The sequence below is a fragment of the Bradyrhizobium sp. 199 genome, assembly GCF_023073355.1.
Classification (GTDB): domain Bacteria; phylum Pseudomonadota; class Alphaproteobacteria; order Rhizobiales; family Xanthobacteraceae; genus Bradyrhizobium.
Genome location: NZ_JADPJI010000008.1, coordinates 192,048 through 210,069 on the forward strand (window position 1 = coordinate 192,048; position 18,022 = coordinate 210,069).

An 18,022-nucleotide genomic window follows, 5' to 3' on the forward strand; every position below is an offset into this window, starting at 1 on the left:
CCGGGCGCGCAGTGCCGCTCCGCAATCACTCTCGTAGCAATCACTGTCGCAGGGCGGGCAAAGCGAAGCGTGCCCACCATCTCCATGTGATGGTGAACTTTCGTGGGCACGGCGCAAGAGCGCCTTTGCACCCTACGAGACCGGCGATGCCGGAGATCTGCTGGCCGATCTCACCGGTCGCCTTCGCGGTGTGCCCGGCGAGCGCCTTCACCGACATCAAACAGTGCGCCTGAGCAGATGTTAACTACGACTCCGTACGCATACGAAAGCCCGAGACAAACGAACACGGCGCTAAGAAACGCCCTGCGCTCAGCGCATGAGCCTAAGCGCGTCGGAGAAAAATTTCGCGCCGCCGAAATTTCCGGACTTCAAAGCAAGCAACATGTCGCCTTTTTCAGCCCCGACCGCGCGCAGCACCGGGACGCCCGCCGCGATCTCTACTCCGACGAGAAATCCAGGAATCTTTAACCGGTCAACCACGGCGCCCGATGTCTCCCCGCCGGCAACGACAAGGCGCTTGACGCCGGCATGCACCAGCCCCTCGGCGATATCGGCCATCGCCTGCTCGATGGCGTGACCGGCCGCGTCGCGGCCGTGGCGCGCCTGGAGCGCTGCGACCTGATCCGGCGTCGAGCTCGATGCGATCAGGATCGGACCTTCGGCGAGTCGCGGCTTCGCCCAGGCCAGCGCACGCTGCGCCTCGTCCTCACCCGCAGTAATACGGTTCGGATCGAGATGCAGCACCGGCATGACACGCTCGGCATTCGCGATCTGCTGAAGCGTCGCCTGCGAACAGCTTCCGGCAAGGCAGGCCGCCGGTCCGCCGACCGCCGCGCCTGCGTCGCTGCTCGCAGCAGCCGATTTGACCTTGCCCGTCGATACCAGTGCGCGCGCAAGACCGAGGCCGATGCCGGAGGCACCGACCGACAAGCGATGCTCGCCGGCAACGAGGCCGATGGTCTCAAGGTCGCGGTCGAACACGGCGTCGATGATGGCGGCGCCGATGCCCTTGCCCGGGAGCTCGGCCAGCCGCGCCCGCACGGCATCCGCGCCGCGTGCGACAGTGGCGAGGTCGACGAGACCGATCTGCGTCCTGCTCTGGCGCGCGAGCACGCGCACCAGGTTGGAATCATGCATGGGATTCAGCGGATGGTCCTTCAGCGGGCTCTCGTTCAACGGGACGGCGCCGACGAAGAGGTTACCCTGATAGACGGTGCGGCCGGTCTCCGGGAACGCCGGCGTCACCAGAACGGCAGCTTCGCCGCAGTCGGCCCGCAGCGCGTCCATCACCGGGCCGATATTGCCAGCGTCGGTGGAATCGAAGGTCGAGCAGATCTTGAACAGCACATGGCTCGCGCCACGGCTGCGCAACCATTTGTCCGCAGCGCGCGAACGCGAAACGGCAAGGCCTGCCTCGATCGAGCGGCTCTTCAGCGACACCACGACGGCATCGACTTCGGGCAACGCGAGATCGTCGGAGGGCACGCCGATTGTCTGCACGGTGCGCAGGCCCGCGCGCGTCAGCGTGTTGGCGAGATCGGAGGCACCGGTGTAGTCGTCGGCGATGCAGCCAAGAGATAATTTCGCTGCAAGTGTCACGGCTTCACTCCAGCGTAAGGCTTGAACCAGGCAAGGCCGTCGGTGGTCTTGCCGCGCGGATTGTATTCGCAGCCGACGAAGCCGGCATAGCCGAGACGGTCGAGTTCGGTGAACAGGAACGGATAGTTCAGCTCCTCGCCGTCGGGCTCGTTGCGCGAGGGGATGCTGGCGATCTGGACGTGGCCGATGATCGGCATCATCTCGCGCAGGCGCATGGTGACGTCGCCATGGATGATCCCGCAGTGATAGATGTCGAACTGGAGCTTCAGGTTCGTAAGCCGCAGCTCCTGGATCAGGTCGCGCGCAAAGCCGAAATCGTTGAGGAAATAGCCCGGGACGTTGCGTGCATTGATCGGCTCGATCACGATATCGATGCCATGCGGCGCGAAGAATTCGGCAGCCCACGCCACCGATTTGTAGAACGCCTCGATCGCCACGCGCTCGCCGCGGTTGGCGATGCCGGCCATCAAATGCAGGCGCTTGACGCCCGTCGCCCTGGCATAGGGCAGCGCGATCTCCAGGCTGGCCTTGAGATCGGAGAACCGCGAGGGGAGCGCGGCAAAACCCTTTTCGCCGGCGTTCCAGTCGCCCGGCGGCAGATTGAACAGCGCCTGAGTCAGGCCGTTGCGCTTGAGCCGCTCGCCAACTGCCTCGGCCGGATGATCGTAGGGAAAGAGAAACTCGACCGCGGTGAAGCCGGCTTGCGCAGCGGCATCGAAGCGATCGAGGAACGGCACCTCGGTGAACATCATCGAGAGATTGGCGGCAAAACGCGGCATCGGAGTCCCTTCTTACTTGTCGCCGGGCAGCTTGACGCCGGTGACTTGCGCATACATCCGCGCCACCGAGGCGTCGTCGTCGCGGCCCATGCCGGCAGCCGCCGTCATCAGGAACATCTGGAGTGCTGCGGCCGACACCGGCACCGGAAATCTGGCACTGCGCGCCATGTCCTGGATGATGCCGAGATCCTTCACAAAAATCTCGACTGCGCTGCGCGGCGTGTAATCGCCGTCGAGCACATGCGGCATGCGGTTCTCGAACATCCAGGAATTGCCGGCGGAGGCCGTGATCACTTCGTAGACCTTGCGGATGTCGAGGCCCTGCTTGGCTGCGAACGCCATGGCTTCGCTGGCGGCGGCGATGTGCACGCCGGCGAGCAACTGGTTGATCATCTTGAAGGCCGCGCCCTGCCCTGCGGCATCACCGAGCTCGTAGAGCTTTGCGGCCATGGCATCGAGCGCGGGCCGCGCTTTCGAAAACGCGGCGGGACTGCCGGAGGCCAGAATCGTGAGCTCGCCTTGTGCGGCGCGCTGCGCCCCACCGGAGATCGGCGCATCCAGATAATGCCGGCCGGTCGCCTCCAGCTGCTTGGCGAGGCGCCGCGCCACGTCGGGATCCATGGTCGCCGAGGATATGAACACGCTGTCCTTCGGCATGGTCTCGGCGGCGCCGTCCTTGCCGAACAGGATCGCCTCGGTCTGCGCGGCATTGACCACAACGCTGACGACGATATCGGCGTCCTCGGCCGCTTCGGCCGGGGTCTTCGCACCCGCGCCGCCATCCTTCACGAAGCACGCGACGGCATCGGCTGAAACGTCGCAGCCGGTGACGGCATGGCCTGCGCGCTTCAGCGAGGCCGCCATGCCGTATCCCATCGAGCCGAGCCCGACGACGGCGATGCGCTGATTTTGTGGCGTAGAGGCGGACATGCAACTGATCCTTGCGAACGTTTCCCGGACGGCCAGCCCTTGCGGCAGCTCGTCGAACCGATAACACGGCTTGGCCGCGCTGCCAAAGCGTGAGACAAGCGGACATGACGGCCATGAGCAACGAGACCCGGCTGCGCGAGGACATCTGTCGCTTCGGACGGTCCCTGTTCGAGCGCGGGCTGACGCCGGGATCCTCCGGCAATATCAGCGTCACGCTGGACGGCGGCGGATGGCTGGTGACGCCGACCAATGCCTCGCTGGGCTTCCTCGATCCCGCAAAACTGTCGCGGCTCGACGATCAGGGCCGGCTGGTTTCGGGCGATGCGCCGACCAAGGAAGTTCCGCTGCACAATGCGCTCTACGACACGCGTGGGAGCGCGCGAGCGATCGTGCATCTGCATTCGACGCATTCGGTCGCGCTCTCGATGCTGCCCGAGATCGACCCGCGCGCCGCGCTGCCGCCAATGACGGCCTATTACCTGATGAAATGCGGCGCCACCGCGCTCGTACCGTATTACCGCCCCGGCGATCCCGCGGTCGCGGACGCGATTAAGGGACTGGCGGGAAAATATTCATCGGTGCTGCTCGCCAATCACGGCCCGGTGGTCGCCGGCGACACGCTGGAAGCTGCGGTGTTCGCGACGGAGGAGCTGGAGGAGACGGCGAAGCTGTATCTGCTGCTGCGCGGGATGAATCCGCGGTATTTGTCGCCGGAGCAGGTAAAGGATCTGGTGAAGGTGTTCGGGGTGACGCCGCCGGAGCATGGGCACGAGCATTAGGCCTGGCTCCAAACTCGTCATTGCGAGCGCAGCGAAGCAGTCCAGAGTCTTTCCGCAGATGCACTTCTGGATTGCTTCGCTGCGCTCGCAATGACGGAAGATGTGGCGGCGATTGCAGAGACAGTCTGAAAGCTACAGGCCCAGATACGCCTTCCGCACGTCCGGGTTGCCCCTGATCTCGGCTGCCGGGCCCTGCATCAGCACGCGGCCGGTTTGCAGGATGTAGGCGCGATCGGCGATCTCCAGACACTCGGCCATGCGCTGCTCGACGATCAGCACGGTCATGCCGGCGTCGCGGATGCGCTTCACGGCCTGGAAGATCTCGTCGACCAGCTTTGGCATAATGCCCTGCGACGGCTCGTCCAGCATCAACAGCCGGGGGCGCGTCATCAGCGCGCGGCCGATCGCGAGCATCTGCTGCTCGCCGCCGGAGAGTGTCTCGGCGCGCTGCTCCAGGCGTTCCGACAGACGTGGAAACAGCTGGAAGACGAGATCGAGCGGCTCCTCGCGATTCGCATCACCACGGTAGAGATAGCTGCCGAGGCGGAGATTGTCGCACACCGACAGGCGTGGAAACAGGCGGCGGTTCTCCGGGACGTAAGCGATGCCGGTGGCGGTGATGTGGTGCTGCGCCATGCCGTCGAGGCGCTTGCCGTCGAACGTCACGCTGCCCGATCGCGGGCGCTCGGCGCCGGCGATGGATTTGAGCAGCGTCGACTTGCCCGCGCCGTTGGCGCCGGCCACGCAGACGATCTCGCCCTTCTGGACCTCGATCGAGACCGCGGAGATCGCGACCAGGCCTTGATAGGCGGTCGTGACTTCACGCACCGACAGCATGACGATCTCCCAGATATGCGCTGATCACCTTGGGATCGCGGACGATATCGGCGGGTTTGCCCTCGACCAGCACCTTGCCGAGATCGAGCACGATGGCGCGGTCGACCAACGGCATCACGATCTCCATGACATGCTCGACCATCAGGACGGTAATGCCGGCATCGCGCACCTTGCGTACCAGCGCGACACCGGTCTGCGCCTCGGTCGACGTCAGGCCGGTGAGGACTTCGTCGAGCAGCAGCAGCTTCGGTTCAGTCGCGAGCGCACGCGCGACTTCGAGGCGGCGCTTCTCGGCCGGCACGAGATCGCTTGCGAGCACGTCGGCGCGCGCGGCAAGGCCGGTGAACTCCAGCACCTCACGCGCCTTGCGGCGGGCCTCGCGCATCACGGTGTTGCGCACGAGCGCACCGACGATGACGTTGTCAATGACAGTCATGGTCTCAAAACTCTTGACCACCTGGAAGGTGCGCCCAACGCCGCGCTGGCAGCGCTCGGCGGCCGGCATGCGGGTGACGTCCTCGCCGTCGAACCAGATCGATCCCTGCGTCGGCGGCAGCACGCCGGCGATCAGGTTGAACAGCGTCGACTTGCCGGCGCCGTTGGGGCCGATCAGGCCGACGATCTCGCCGCGCCCGACCGAGATCGAGACGTCGCTGTTGGCGACGAGGCCGCCGAAGCGCTGCCAGACGCCGCGGGTTTCGAGAAGCGGCGTCATCGTGCGGCTCCCGTCTTCTTCGGTCGTGAAAACAGGCTCAACAATCCGCGCGGCAGGGCCAGCGAGATCAGGACGATCAGCGTGCCGTAGACAATGAGGTCGACACCGCGCCCCGAGCCGCCGAACTTGAAGCGCGTCAGCTCAGTCAGCGGGATCAGGATGGCGGCCCCTAACACCGGCCCCCACAGCGTGCCAATGCCGCCGAGCACGGCGGGCAGCGCCATCAGCAGCGAAAACTGGAAGCCCATGACGCTCTCAGGGTCGATGTAGGAGACGAACTGCGCGTAGAAGCTGCCACCCACCGCGACCAGGAAGGCGGAAACGGCAGCCGCGCCCATCTTGGAATTGAACACGACGACGCCGAGGCTCTCGGCCGCTTCCGGATTGTCCTTCACCGCGCGCCACCAAAAGCCCCATTTGGAATCTTCCAGCCACCAGGTGACGAACCAGGCGAGGCAGCACAGTACCAGTGCGAAATAGAAATACGGCAGCTTGGTGCGCAGGAACTGGAATTTCAGCCAGCTGTCGCCGCGGATTGGAATGGTGATGCCCATCGCCGCGCCGGCCCATTCCCAATTGTGGAACAGCAGCAACCCGATCTCGGCGATGACGATGGTGGCGATCACGAAGTAATGGCCACGCAGGCGGAAGAAGGGATAACCAAGTCCCATCGCGATCAGTGCCGACACCACGCCACCCGCCAGCATGCCGAACCAGGGCAGCACGCCGAACTTGGTGAACAGCAGTTCGGTGGTGTAGGCACCCAGGCCGAAATATAGCGCGTGCCCGAGCGAGATCTGCCCGCAATAGCCGGAGAGGATGTTCCAGCTCTGTGACAGTCCCGCATACATCAGCGTCAGGATCAGGATGTTCTGGACGACGACGTCCTTCACGAACAATGGCGTAAGCGCGGCGATCGCGGCAAGTACTGCGGCGATGATGAGATCGCGGCGGCGCCGCGCTGCAAAATCCTTGTCCATCAGATTGATCCGAACAGGCCGCGCGGCCGGATGAAGACGACCAGCAGATAGACCGCGTAGATGCCGACCGATTTCAGTGACGGCGGCAGCACCAGGGCGGTGGTGGCCTCGACGAGGCCGACGACGATGCCGCCGGCAAAGGCGCCGAACACGCTGCCGAAGCCGCCGAGCGCCACGGTGACGTAGGCGATCAGGGCAAAGGACGCGCCGACATCGGGATAGATGTAAAAGAAGCTCGCCATGATTGCGCCGGCGAGGCCGACCAGCGCGGCGCCAAGGCCCCAGCCGAACGCGAACACGCGGTTCTTGTCGATGCCGACCAGTGCGACCGCGCCGGGATCTTCGCGGGTGGCTTCGATCGCGCGGCCGAAATCGGTGCGATGGATGAAGAGATAGAGGCCGGCAAAGGCCGCCATCGACACCAGCGCGCCGACCAGCTGCGGCTCCGGCAGGAAGATGCCGGCGATCGAGATCGTTTTGCCGCCGAGCCAGGATTGCGGAATGCTGCGATAGTCCGGCGTGAAGAAGAACTGCGCGAGGCCGCGCATGACGATGGCAAGGCCGAAGGTCGTGAAGATCTGCACCATGCCGGCATTGGCCTTGGCCCGCATGGCGAACCGTACAATCAAGAGATAGATCACCGCCCCGAAAACGAAGAGTGCCGCGGCGACCAGTGGCGCCGACAGCAAGGGGTCGATGGCGAAGAACGCGAACAGGAAGAAAGACAGGTACATCGCGATCATCAGGAACTCGCCATGGGCGAAGTTCGTGACGTCCATCAGGCCGAAGATCAGCGCGAGGCCGACCGCGATCAGTCCGTAGAGCAGGCCCATGAGCAGGCCGCTCGCGAGACTCTGGATAATGGCTTGGGCTGTCAAAACTCGTCCCCCAAAAAAGTCCTCATCCTGAGGAGCGCGCACCAGCGCGCATCACGAAGGATGGCCCAGCCCTCGTCCTTCGAGACGCGGGCTACGCCCGCTCCTCAGGATGAGGGCGGGAGCTACGTCCGAGCTCCCGCTTTCCCAGTTTCACTTCATCGGCCAGATCGCCTCGGCGATCGCGGCCTGCGGCGGGAAGATGGTGACGAACCTGCCGCCGACATATTGCAGCAGCACCGGGTCGGCGTCGTTGTTCTGGCCCATCTCGTCGAACTTGACGCGCTTCCAGGGCATGATGGTCTGCTCGCCCGGGAGGTCGGTCGCCGCCAGCGCATCGCGGATCTTCTCGCCGTCGGTCGACTTGGCGCGGCTGATGGCGTCGGCGAGGATGATCAGGCCCATGAACTGGCGCGAGGTGAGGTCGTTGAAGTCCTTGCCCGACCGCGTCTTGAACATGTCGTTGATCTTGCCGACCATCGGGCGCTTCTGCGCGAGGTCGAGCGAGAAGGTGCCGCGCGAGATCACGCCTTCGAGCTTGTCGCCGACGGCATCATAGAGCGCTTTCTCGGAGAAGCCGGCGTCCTGCGCCACGATCGCGTTCGGCTTGTAGCCGAGCTCGGCCATGGTCTTGACCAGCAAAATGCCGTCGGTGGTGTAGCTCGAAGGCATCAGCACGTCGGCATTCGCAGACTTGAGCTGCTGCACCTCGGCCGAAAGCGAGGGCGAGTTGGCGCGGTACTTGATGTCGGTGACGATCTTGTAGCCGCGCTCGCCGGCGATCTTGGCCTGGGCGTTGCCGGAATCGGTGCCGAAGATGGTGTCCTCGTGAAACAGCGAGAGCGTCTCGATCTTGGTGCCCTTCTTCTTCATGGCATCGAAGAAATCGAACATCGCGCCCGAATACATCTCGTCATGCGGCGCGGCGCGGAAATAATATTTCAGCCCGCGGCGATGCAAGCTCGGCGAGGAGTTGTCGGCCGAGACGAACGGGACCTGGTAGCGTTCGCAGATCTGGCTGACGGTGACCGCGACCGCGCTCTGATAGGTGCCGATGATGGCGCAGACTTTCTCCTGCGTGATCAGGCGCTCGGCCTCGGCGCGCCCCTTCTGGGGATCGGCCTGATGGTCGGCGAACACGAGGCGGATCTTGGCGCCGCCGAGGCCCGGCAAGCCCTCGCCCTTGCCCAGCGGCAAGTCGAAGTCGGTGTCCTTGTTGATGACCTCGAGCGCAGTCTCATAGGCCTTCTGCGCGTCGACGCCCTGCTGCGCGCTGCCGCCGGAGAACGGATAGATCACGCCGATCACGACTTCCGAAGTCTGTGCGCGTGCAGCGAGCGGCACCAGCGCAGCTGTGGCGGTGGCACCTAACAATACGTCGCGGCGAGTGATCGTCATGGCAGAGTCCCCTGTATCTGAATTTCGGCTGATTGAATGAAGCGATTGATGGATGCGGTAGACCTCGAAGAAGCAGCAAACGCTCCCACTAAATCACGGCCATGGTCCTGTTCTTGAGATCCGTCACCAGCATCAGGCCGGGCGAATGAGTGATGGCGAACGGCAGCTTGGCGGCGTTGATCACCGATTGCGGCGTCACGCCGCAGGCCCAGAACACCGGGATCTCGTCGTCGGCGACGGGCACCGGATCGCCGTAGTCGGGCTTGGAGATATCCTTGATGCCGATGAGATGCGGATGGCCGAGATGCACGGGCGCACCGTGCACGGCGGGATAGCGCGAGGTGATCTGCACCGCGCGGATCGCATCCGCCGGCTTGAACGGGCGCATCGACACCACCATGGGACCGGCGAACGGGCCCGCCTCGCCGCAGGCGATGTTGGTGCGATACATCGGCACGCGCACGTTCTGCTCGATATGGCGGATCGGCATGCCCTCGTCGAGCAGCGCCTCTTCGAACGAGAAGGAGCAGCCGAGCACGAAGGTGACGAGATCGTCACGCCAATGCTTCGTCACGTCGGTCGGCTCGTCAACGACCTCACCGTCGCGCCAGACGCGGTAGCGCGGCACGTCGGTGCGAATGTCGAGATCAGCACCGAGCGCGGGGATGTGGGGACTGCCGACTTCGGACATGCCGATGATCGGGCACGGTTTTGGATTGAGCTGGCAGAAGCGGTGAAAGGCGCTGGCATATTCGGCAGGCAGGATCGCCAGATTGCCCTGGACGAAACCGGGAGCGACGCCGGCGGTAGAGGCGACCAGCCCCTCGCGATAGGCGAGCCGGGCCTTGCGGCTCGGAAGGGCGTCAGGCGTTTCAGTTTGCTGCGCTGCCACCAAAACAGTCATGTAATCGACCTGCCTATAAACTCGACAAGGACAAGCCAACACCAAGCGTGCTATAAAGTCTAATCGTCCTTTCTAATCAATCTCGATAAATATCTTTTATCGATGGGAAAATCCTTCCAATGTTGGACTTCAGGTCGATTGAGACATTCCTCTGGGTTGTGAAGCTCGGCAGCTTCCGCGGCGCCGCCCAACGGCTCAACACGACCCAGCCCGCGATTTCCCAGCGCATCGCCCAGCTCGAGCGCGAGATGGGCGTGAAGCTGCTCAACCGCGATCATCGCGTCGCCTCACCGACCCCAAGCGGCCGGCAGATGATGGTCTATGCGGAGAAGCTGATCGGCCTGCGCGCTCAGATGCTGTCGGAGATCGGCGACCGCTCAGCGATGCGGGGGGTGATGCGGCTCGGCGTCGCCGAGACCATCGTGCACACCTGGCTGCCGCGCCTCGTCAAGAGCGTGGACCAGGTCTATCCGAACCTGTCGCTGGAGATCGACGTCGACATCACGCCGAACCTCACGGCGCGCCTGCTCGCACAGGAGATTGAGCTTGCTTTCGTCGTCGGACCGCTGTCCGCCTCCGGCGTGCAAAATCGTGTGCTCGCCGATTACCCAATCGGCTTCCTCGCAAGTCCCTCGCTCGGCCTTGGCTATGGCCCGGTCACGCCGGCGGAGCTCGCGCGGTTTCCGATCATCACCTTCCCGCGCAAGACCAAGCCTTACGAGGTCGTGCGCGAGGTATTCGACCGCCCCGAGCTGCCGCCGATCCGGCTGCACGCCTCCGCCTCGCTTGCCACCGTGATCCACATGGCGGTGGAAGGGCTCGGTGTCGCCGTGATTCCCGACGCTATCGTCGAGAACGAACTCGCCGACGGGCGGCTGCAACTCCTCGACACCGATCTTGCGATCGCGCCGCTGACGTTCACCGCAAGCTGGCTCGCCTCGCCCGACGTCGTCGCCGTGGAGCGCGTCGCGGAGCTCGCTCGGCAGATTGCGCAGAGCAGCCTCGCGGTTGACGCGCCCGCGCTGGCGCGTCATTGAAACAGGCGCCGGACAACCTTTCCCGTCATTCCGGGACGGTGCGTAAGCACCAGATCCGGAATCTCGAGATTCCGGGTTCGATGCTTCGCATCGCCCCGGAATGACAGATTAAAATGGACTGACGCATGAGCCGAGCCGCCACTAACCTGCAAATCGATTCCGCCCGCCTCTGGGGCTCGATCCACGAGACCGCACAATTCGGAGCGACAGCCAAAGGCGGCGTGCGGCGGCTGACGCTGAGCAACGAAGACAAGCAGGTGCGCGACTGGTTCCGCAAAGCTTGCGAAGACGCCGGGCTGGAAGTTCACGTCGACGCGCTCGGATCACAGTTCGGACTGCGCAAGGGCCGTGACATGTCGAAGCCTCCCGTCGGCATCGGCTCGCATCTCGACACCCAGCCGACCGGCGGCAAGTATGACGGCATCCTGGGGACTCTCGGCGCGCTGGAAGTGATCCGCACGCTGAATGATGCCGGTATCGAAACTGAAGCGCCGATCTGCATCGTCAACTGGACCAACGAGGAGGGCTCTCGCTTCGCACCTGCGATGATGGCCTCCGCGGCTTACGTCGGCGACTTCACGACCGACGACATTTTGTCGCGCAAGGACGCCGAGGGTACGACCGTCGGCCAGGCGCTCGACAGCATCGGCTATCGCGGCGACAAGCCGGTCGGCTTCCAGAAGCTCGGCTGCTTCGTCGAGCTGCACATCGAGCAGGGTCCGATTTTGGAGGCCGAAGGCAAGACCATCGGCGTGGTCGATTCCGGCCAAGGCGTGTTGTGGTACGACGGCAAGATCTCCGGCTTCGAGAGCCATGCCGGATCGACCCCGATGCCGCTGCGGCGCGATGCGCTGGCCACATTGTCGGAAATCGTGCTGGCGATGGAAACCATCGCCGGCAAGCATGGACCGAAGGCGGTCGGCACCATCGGCGAGGCCGTGATCGCAAATCCTTCGCGCAACGTCATTCCCGGCGAGATCGCCTTCACCATGGACTGCCGCAGCGCGGACGGCGCCATCATGGACGCGCTCGATCGCGATCTACGTGCAGCCATTGCCGAGATCGCCGCGCGCCGCAAGGTGGAGGTCACGATCGATCTGGTCTGGCGCAAGCCGCCGACGCATTTCGATCCCAAGCTCATTGCTGCGGTTGAGAACGCGGCGAAGACGCTGGGTTACTCCTCTCGCCGCATCACCTCCGGCGCCGGCCACGACGCCTGCAATCTCAACACCGTCATGCCGGCCGCGATGGTGTTCGTGCCCTGCAAGGACGGCATCAGCCACAACGAGCTCGAGGACGCCACCCAGCCGGACTGCGCCGCAGGCACCAACGTTCTCATGCATACCGTGCTGGCGATCGCCGGCGTCGCGTCCTGACCGGAGAAAACCATGCGAGGAGTATTCGTCGACGCCAACGAAACCTTGGCCGTGATCATGGAGCGGCTGGAGCAGCCCGGCGACCCCAAGGTGCGGATTCACAGGAACCCCGATATCAAGCCCGAACAATATCCTGAGATCCTCGACGGGGCCGAGATCGCGATCGTCGACCACACCGCGCTGCCGACCGACGTGGCGAAGACGTGCACCGGGCTGAAGCACGTCGTATTCCTCGGCACCGGCGCACGCAGCTACATGAACCCGGAGGAGCTGGCCGAACTCGGCATCTCCGTGCATCTGATCAAGGGGTACGGCGACACCGCGGTGGCCGAAGCCGCGATCGCGCTGATGTGGGCGTCGGCCCGCGTCATCGCGATGATGGATCGCGAGATGCGCGCCGGCAACTGGCTGCGCGAGGACGGCATGCAGCTCACCGGCAAGACCCTCGGCCTGATCGGCTTCGGCGGCATCGCCGCAGAGGTCGCGCGCATCGCGTCGGGCAGCGGCATGAAGGTGATTGCCTGGAACCGCTCGCCGAAGAGCCATCCGGGCGTGGAATTCGCCGATCTCGACACGCTGCTGGCCAGGAGCGACGTCGTGTCGCTGCATCTGCTGCTCAATGACGAGACGCGCGGCATGATCACGCGCGAGAAGATCGCAAAAATGAAGCGCGGTGTGATCTTCGTCAACACTGCCCGCGCCGCGATCGTCGACGAGCAGGCGATGATCGAGGCGTTGAAATCAGGCCATATCCGTCATGCCGGCCTGGACGTCTTCAACGCCGAGCCCCTGCCCGGCGACCATCCCCTGACCAAATTGCCGAACGTGACGCTGTCGGCGCATTCCGCCTTCCGCACGCCGGAAGCAAGCGAGAACCTGATTGGCGCGGCGTGGGAGCACTGCCGCCGGATCGTAAAGGCATAAGAGCAACAACAATGGCCGACTATCGCACCATCAAGGCAGAGCCGCTCACCAATGCCGTCCGCGCCATCGTCAAGGCCGGCGGCTCTTCGGACCGCGAAGCCGAGCTCGTGTCCACCAATCTTGTCGAGGCCAATCTCAAAGGCCACGACTCTCACGGCGTCGGCATGATCCCGCGCTATGTCCAGAGCGTCACCAACGGCGGCCTCGCCGTCAACCAGCACGTCAGGATCGTGCTCGACACCGGTCCGCTTCTCACCCTCGACGGCCTCACCGGCTACGGCCAGGTGATCGGCTATGAAGCGATGGAGCTCGCGGCCGAGCGCGCCAAGCAAAACGGCGTGTGCCTCGTCGGCCTCTCAAACTCGCACCATATCGGCCGCATCGGCCACTGGGCCGAGCAGTGCATCGATCATGGGCTGGTCTCGATCCACTTCGTCAACGTGATCTCGCGCCCGATCGTAGCGCCCTGGGGCGGCAGCGATGCGCGCCACGGCACCAACCCGTTCTGCGTCGGCATCCCGCGCGCGGGCAACGCCCCCATCGTGCTCGACTTCGCCACCAGCAGGATCGCGCAGGGCAAGACCCGCGTCGCCCACAACAAGGGCGTCGCGCTCGAGTCCGGCACCATCATCGATAATGAAGGCAAGCCCACCACCAACCCGCGCTACACCGTGATCCCGCCGTACGGCGCCATCCTGCCGTTCGGCGAGCACAAGGGTTCGGGGCTCGCGCTGGTGTGCGAAATCCTCGGCGGCGCGCTATCCGGCGGGCAGGTGGTCAAGGGCCCGTCCGACGGCAAGTACAACGTCCTCAACGGCATGCTCTCGATCGTCATCGACCCGAACAAGCTCGGCACCGGCGAAAACCTCGCGCGCGCAGTCGAGAGCTTCGTTGCCTGGCACACCGGCTCGCCGCCCGGCCCCGGCGTCGACAAGGTGAAGATCGCGGGCGAGCCCGAGCGCGAGACCAAGAAGAAGCGCCTTGCCGAGGGCATTCCGGTCGACCCGACCACCTGGCAGGACATTCTGGATGCCGGGAAGAAGTTTGGTCTGGATCAGGCGGCGGTCGAGAAGATCGCGGGGTAGCGAGGCAGAGCACGCTGCTCTTCCCTTCTCCCCCTGTGGGAGAAGGTGGCGCGAAGCGCCGGATGAGGGGTCTCTATCCAGGAAGAGAAATGCGATTGAGAGGTCTATCTCCGCGGAGACAACCCCTCACCCGTCTTCGATGCTTCGCATCGAAGCCACCCTCCCCCACAAAGGGGCAGGGAAAGCAGAGCCCTAATCCACCATATCCGCGACTGCCTTGCCGCAAGCCGTGGTGTCGGCATTGCCGCCGAGGTCCTTGGTGCGCAGCGTGCGTTCGGCGAGCGTCCGCTCGATCGCATCGACGATCGATTTGCCGGCTTCCTTCTCGCCGAGATGCTCGAGCATCATCGCGCCCGACCAGATCGCGCCGATCGGGTTGGCGATGCCCTGGCCTGCGATATCAGGTGCCGAGCCGTGCACCGGCTCGAACACCGACGGGAAATCGCCTTCGGGGTTGATGTTGCCTGACGGCGCGATGCCGATCGTGCCGGTGCAGGCGGGGCCGAGATCGGACAGGATGTCGCCGAACAGATTGGAGCCGACCACGACGTCGAACCAATCCGGATGCAGCACGAAGTTCGCGGTGAGGATGTCGATGTGGTACTTGTCCCACTTTACGCCCGGAAACTTCTTCGCCATCGCCTCCACGCGCTCGTCCCAATAGGGCATGGTGATGGAGATGCCGTTAGACTTCGTCGCCGATGTCAGATGCTTCTTCGGCCGCGACTGCGCGAGTTCGAAGGCGAACTTCAGGATGCGATCGACGCCGATGCGAGTCATTACAGTCTGCTGCGTCACGAACTCGCGGTCGGTGTCCGGAAACATGCGGCCGCCGACGGAGGAATATTCGCCTTCCGTGTTCTCGCGCACCACCCAGAAATCGATGTCTCCGGGCTTGCGGCCTGCCAGCGGCGACGGCACGCCGGGCATCAGCCGCACCGGGCGCAGGTTCACATATTGGTCGAACTCGCGGCGAAACTTGATCAGCGAGCCCCACAGCGAGACGTGGTCCGGAATTTTGGCCGGCCAGCCGACCGCGCCGAAGTAGATCGCATCGTGCTTGCCGATCTTGTCCTTCCAATCATCAGGCATCATCTGGCCGTGCTTCTCGTAATAATCCCACGACGAGAAGTCGAAATGGTCGAAATGCACGGCGACCCCGTGCTTCTTCGCCGCAGCCTCCAGAACGCGAAGGCCTTCGGGCATGACTTCTTTGCCGATCCCGTCGCCGGGGATGACCGCGATCCGGTATTGTTGCTTGCTCATCGAGAACGTCCTTGGTTAGTCCGGCAACCGCCGCCTTTTGACCGCACTGCAATGGACCAAACGCAGCGGCAGTGCAACGCTGCACTGCAATGTTGACCATGGCGCGGCCAAGCGCCTACTGATTTTATCCTGTTCCTAGCCCGCGAGTACCTCTCATGGATCTGCATCTGCGTGGCAAGCGTGTCCTGATCACGGGCGCGTCCAAGGGCATTGGCGCTGCCGCCGCCGAGGCGTTTGCCGAAGAAGGCGCGCACCTCCTGCTCGCCGCCCGCAGCGGCGACCAGCTCAAGGCGCTCGCCGACCGATTGCGTTCCGCGCATCAGATCGATGCCGCAACGTGCATCGTCGATCTGCGCAAGGCCGAGGACGTGGCGCGGCTCGCCAGGGAAGCCGCCGATGTCGACGTGCTCGTCAACAATGCCGGCGACATTCCCGGCGGCTCGATCGACAAGATCGACGAGGCGACGTGGCGGCACGCCTGGGAATTGAAAGTATTCGGGTACATCAATCTCACGCGGCAGATCTACGCGCAGATGAAGGCGAAGGGCGGCGGCGTCATTGTCAACGACATTGGAGCTGCCGGCGAAAAGTTCGACGCCAACTACATCTGCGGCAGTGCCGGCAATGCCGCGCTGATGGCCTTCACTCGTGCGCTCGGCGGCAAGAGCCTCGCCGACAACATCCGGGTGGTCGGCATCAATCCCGGTCCTGTCGGCACCGATCGCCATGTCACGCTGCTGAAGACCCGGGCCAAGCACCAGTTCGGCGACGAGAGCCGCTACAAGGAATTCCAGAAGAGCCTGCCGCTCGGCCGCCCAGCGCATGCGCGCGAGATCGGCGACCTCATGGCGTTCCTGGCGTCGGATCGCGCCGGCTATACGTCGGGTGTGATCTATACGGTGGACGGCGGCATCAGCGCCGGGTGGGGCTAGTTATCCGTCGTTGCGAGCGCAGCGAAGCAATCCCGAAATGCCTCCCGCGGACAGACGCTGGATTGCTTCGCTACGCTCGCAACGACGACCGATTAAGCACAGGAGTGAATAATTGTCTCAAGACCTGATCCGCGAAAGCGCATGCACCGTCGTCGACAAGCTGCGGTCTGGCGATGTCTCGCCACTCGAGCTCCTCGATGCGCTGGAGAAGCGCATCAGTGAGGTCGACGGCAAGGTCAATGCGCTGCCGACACTCTGTTTCGATCGCGCGCGAGACAACGCGAAGGCCTTGATGCGGAAGCCGGCCGGCGCGCGGGGGCTGCTCGCGGGCCTGCCGGTTCCGATCAAGGATCTGACCGACGTTGCGGGCGTGCTGAACACCCAGGGCTCGCCGATCTTCAAGAACAACATCCCCGCCAAGTCCGACCTCATGGTCGAGAATCTCGAGGCCAATGGCGCGCTCGTCTACGCAAAATCCAACACGCCGGAATTCGGCGCTGGCGCCAACACTTTCAACGAGGTGTTCGGCGCAACCCTCAATCCCTGGGATATTTCGAAATCGGCGGCAGGCTCCTCCGGTGGCGCCGCGGTAGCGCTCGCGACCGGCATGGCCTGGCTCGCGCAGGGCTCCGACATGGGCGGGTCCTTGCGCAGCCCCGCCGCATTCTGCGGCGTTGTCGGCATGCGCCCGAGCATCGGCCGCGTCGCACATACCCCAAAAGCCGGTATCGATCGCAATCTCGGCGTGGTCGGCCCGATGGCGCGCAACGTCGAGGATCTCGCGCTGCTGCTCGATGCCATGAGCGGCGACTACGCGGACGATCCGCTGTCGCTGCCCGCCCCCGTGACGTCGTTCCTGTCGGCGGCTCAGATGGGCAAGAAGCCGAAGCGCATTGCCTATTCACCCGATCTCGGCATCACGCCTATCGATCCCGAAGTGAAGGCGATCACTCGCAAGGCGGCGGAACGCTTTGCCGAGGCTGGTGCCATCGTCGAGGAGGCGCATCCGGACTGGCGCGAGGCGCATGAATGCTTCCACGTTCTGCGCGCCTTCGATTTCGCGATCACCAAGGCAAATCTGCTGCGCACCAAGCGCGACCTGCTCAAGCCCGAGGTGATCTGGAACATCGAGGAAGGCCTTAAGCTCACGGTGGAGCGGCTCGAGCGCGCCGAGGCCCAGCGCGTCGGCATGACCGCCCGGGCGGTCGAGTTCTTCAAGACCTACGATTTGCTGCTGACACCGACCACGATCGTGCCGCCCTTCCCGATCGAACACCGCTATGTCGCCGAATGCGCCGGCAAGAGGTTCGAGAATTACGTCGAATGGCTCGGCATCGTCTACGCCATCACGCTGGCCTGCTGCCCCTCGCTGTCGCTGCCGTGCGGCTTCACGGCGTCGGGCCTGCCGGTCGGCGTGCAGGTCGTCGGCGCACCGCGAGGCGACGCAAACGTGCTCGCGGGCGCGAAGGTGCTGGAGGATATTTTGGGCCTGCGCGGGACTACGCCGATCGATCCGAAGGTGAAGAAGTAGCTCCTCTCTCGTGCCCCGGACGCGGCGCAGCGCCCCTTCGGCAGTACGCTGCAGAGCCGGGGCACGAGACCTGCC

Annotated in this window: 17 protein-coding genes; 7 read left to right on the forward strand and 10 right to left on the reverse strand. The window is 64.4% G+C overall.

All coding sequences use genetic code 11. The features are described 5' to 3' along the window. Positions 1-309: 309 nt before the first annotated feature. The 3 genes from otnK to ltnD are packed head-to-tail and all read right to left on the reverse strand — an operon-like array spanning position 310 to position 3,308. Positions 310-1,599: a 3-oxo-tetronate kinase gene (otnK, locus tag IVB28_RS23340; RefSeq protein ID WP_247529334.1), complete on the reverse strand. Its 1,290-nt coding sequence runs from the start codon at positions 1,597-1,599 to the stop codon at positions 310-312. Continuing rightward, complete coding sequence (gene otnI, locus IVB28_RS23345; protein ID WP_247529336.1) at positions 1,596-2,378, reverse strand: 2-oxo-tetronate isomerase; 783 nt, start codon at positions 2,376-2,378, stop codon at positions 1,596-1,598. The genes otnK and otnI overlap by 4 nt, the downstream gene beginning before the upstream one ends. 12 nt (positions 2,379-2,390) lie before the next feature. After that, entirely contained in the window at positions 2,391-3,308 is a 918-nt protein-coding gene (gene ltnD / locus IVB28_RS23350) for an L-threonate dehydrogenase (RefSeq protein ID WP_247529338.1), read from the reverse strand. 104 nt (positions 3,309-3,412) lie between these two features. Between ltnD and IVB28_RS23355 the strand changes: the two genes are divergently transcribed. Further along, positions 3,413-4,087 carry an aldolase gene (locus IVB28_RS23355; protein ID WP_247529339.1) on the forward strand — a complete coding sequence of 225 codons (675 nt, stop codon included), beginning with the start codon at positions 3,413-3,415 and terminating at the stop codon, positions 4,085-4,087. Positions 4,088-4,219: 132 nt separating this feature from the next. On the opposite strand, the gene IVB28_RS23360 is transcribed toward IVB28_RS23355, so the two are convergent. From IVB28_RS23360 to IVB28_RS23385, 6 genes are all read right to left on the reverse strand, one after another. Next, positions 4,220-4,924: an ABC transporter ATP-binding protein gene (locus IVB28_RS23360; RefSeq protein ID WP_247529340.1), complete on the reverse strand. Its 705-nt coding sequence runs from the start codon at positions 4,922-4,924 to the stop codon at positions 4,220-4,222. Next, a complete protein-coding gene (locus IVB28_RS23365; protein ID WP_247529341.1) occupies positions 4,908-5,639 on the reverse strand; it encodes an ABC transporter ATP-binding protein in 732 nt (243 codons plus the stop codon). The genes IVB28_RS23360 and IVB28_RS23365 overlap by 17 nt, the downstream gene beginning before the upstream one ends. Beyond that, positions 5,636-6,619: a branched-chain amino acid ABC transporter permease gene (locus tag IVB28_RS23370; protein WP_247529342.1), complete on the reverse strand. Its 984-nt coding sequence runs from the start codon at positions 6,617-6,619 to the stop codon at positions 5,636-5,638. The genes IVB28_RS23365 and IVB28_RS23370 overlap by 4 nt, the downstream gene beginning before the upstream one ends. Further along, positions 6,619-7,497 carry a branched-chain amino acid ABC transporter permease gene (locus IVB28_RS23375; protein ID WP_256467010.1) on the reverse strand — a complete coding sequence of 293 codons (879 nt, stop codon included), beginning with the start codon at positions 7,495-7,497 and terminating at the stop codon, positions 6,619-6,621. Before IVB28_RS23375 ends, IVB28_RS23370 begins: the two co-directional genes overlap by 1 nt. A 150-nt stretch (positions 7,498-7,647) precedes the next feature. Then, entirely contained in the window at positions 7,648-8,892 is a 1,245-nt protein-coding gene (locus IVB28_RS23380; RefSeq protein WP_247529343.1) for an ABC transporter substrate-binding protein, read from the reverse strand. An 88-nt stretch (positions 8,893-8,980) separates the two neighbouring features. Further along, a complete protein-coding gene (locus IVB28_RS23385) occupies positions 8,981-9,796 on the reverse strand; it encodes a putative hydro-lyase (RefSeq protein ID WP_247529344.1) in 816 nt (271 codons plus the stop codon). A gap of 119 nt (positions 9,797-9,915) precedes the next feature. Here IVB28_RS23385 and IVB28_RS23390 point away from each other — a divergent pair, with 119 nt between their 5' ends. The 4 genes from IVB28_RS23390 (at position 9,916) to IVB28_RS23405 (ending at position 14,218) form a co-directional block, all read left to right on the forward strand. Then, complete coding sequence (locus tag IVB28_RS23390; RefSeq protein WP_247529345.1) at positions 9,916-10,833, forward strand: LysR family transcriptional regulator; 918 nt, start codon at positions 9,916-9,918, stop codon at positions 10,831-10,833. Between the two features lie 125 nt (positions 10,834-10,958). Beyond that, positions 10,959-12,209: a Zn-dependent hydrolase gene (locus IVB28_RS23395; RefSeq protein WP_247529346.1), complete on the forward strand. Its 1,251-nt coding sequence runs from the start codon at positions 10,959-10,961 to the stop codon at positions 12,207-12,209. Between the two features lie 12 nt (positions 12,210-12,221). Continuing rightward, complete coding sequence (locus tag IVB28_RS23400) at positions 12,222-13,133, forward strand: NAD(P)-dependent oxidoreductase (RefSeq protein ID WP_247529347.1); 912 nt, start codon at positions 12,222-12,224, stop codon at positions 13,131-13,133. 11 nt (positions 13,134-13,144) lie between these two features. Then, positions 13,145-14,218, forward strand: a complete 1,074-nt coding sequence (locus IVB28_RS23405; protein ID WP_247529348.1) for a malate/lactate/ureidoglycolate dehydrogenase — start codon at positions 13,145-13,147, stop codon at positions 14,216-14,218. Between the two features lie 192 nt (positions 14,219-14,410). Here the strand turns inward: IVB28_RS23405 and IVB28_RS23410 are convergent, their stop codons facing one another. Further along, a complete protein-coding gene (locus tag IVB28_RS23410) occupies positions 14,411-15,484 on the reverse strand; it encodes a tartrate dehydrogenase (RefSeq protein ID WP_247529349.1) in 1,074 nt (357 codons plus the stop codon). 155 nt (positions 15,485-15,639) lie between these two features. Between IVB28_RS23410 and IVB28_RS23415 the strand changes: the two genes are divergently transcribed. After that, positions 15,640-16,416, forward strand: coding sequence for an SDR family oxidoreductase (locus IVB28_RS23415; RefSeq protein WP_247529350.1), 777 nt, complete (start codon positions 15,640-15,642; stop codon positions 16,414-16,416). Positions 16,417-16,528: 112 nt separating this feature from the next. Continuing rightward, entirely contained in the window at positions 16,529-17,947 is a 1,419-nt protein-coding gene (locus tag IVB28_RS23420; protein ID WP_247529351.1) for an amidase family protein, read from the forward strand. Positions 17,948-18,022 lie beyond the last annotated feature (75 nt).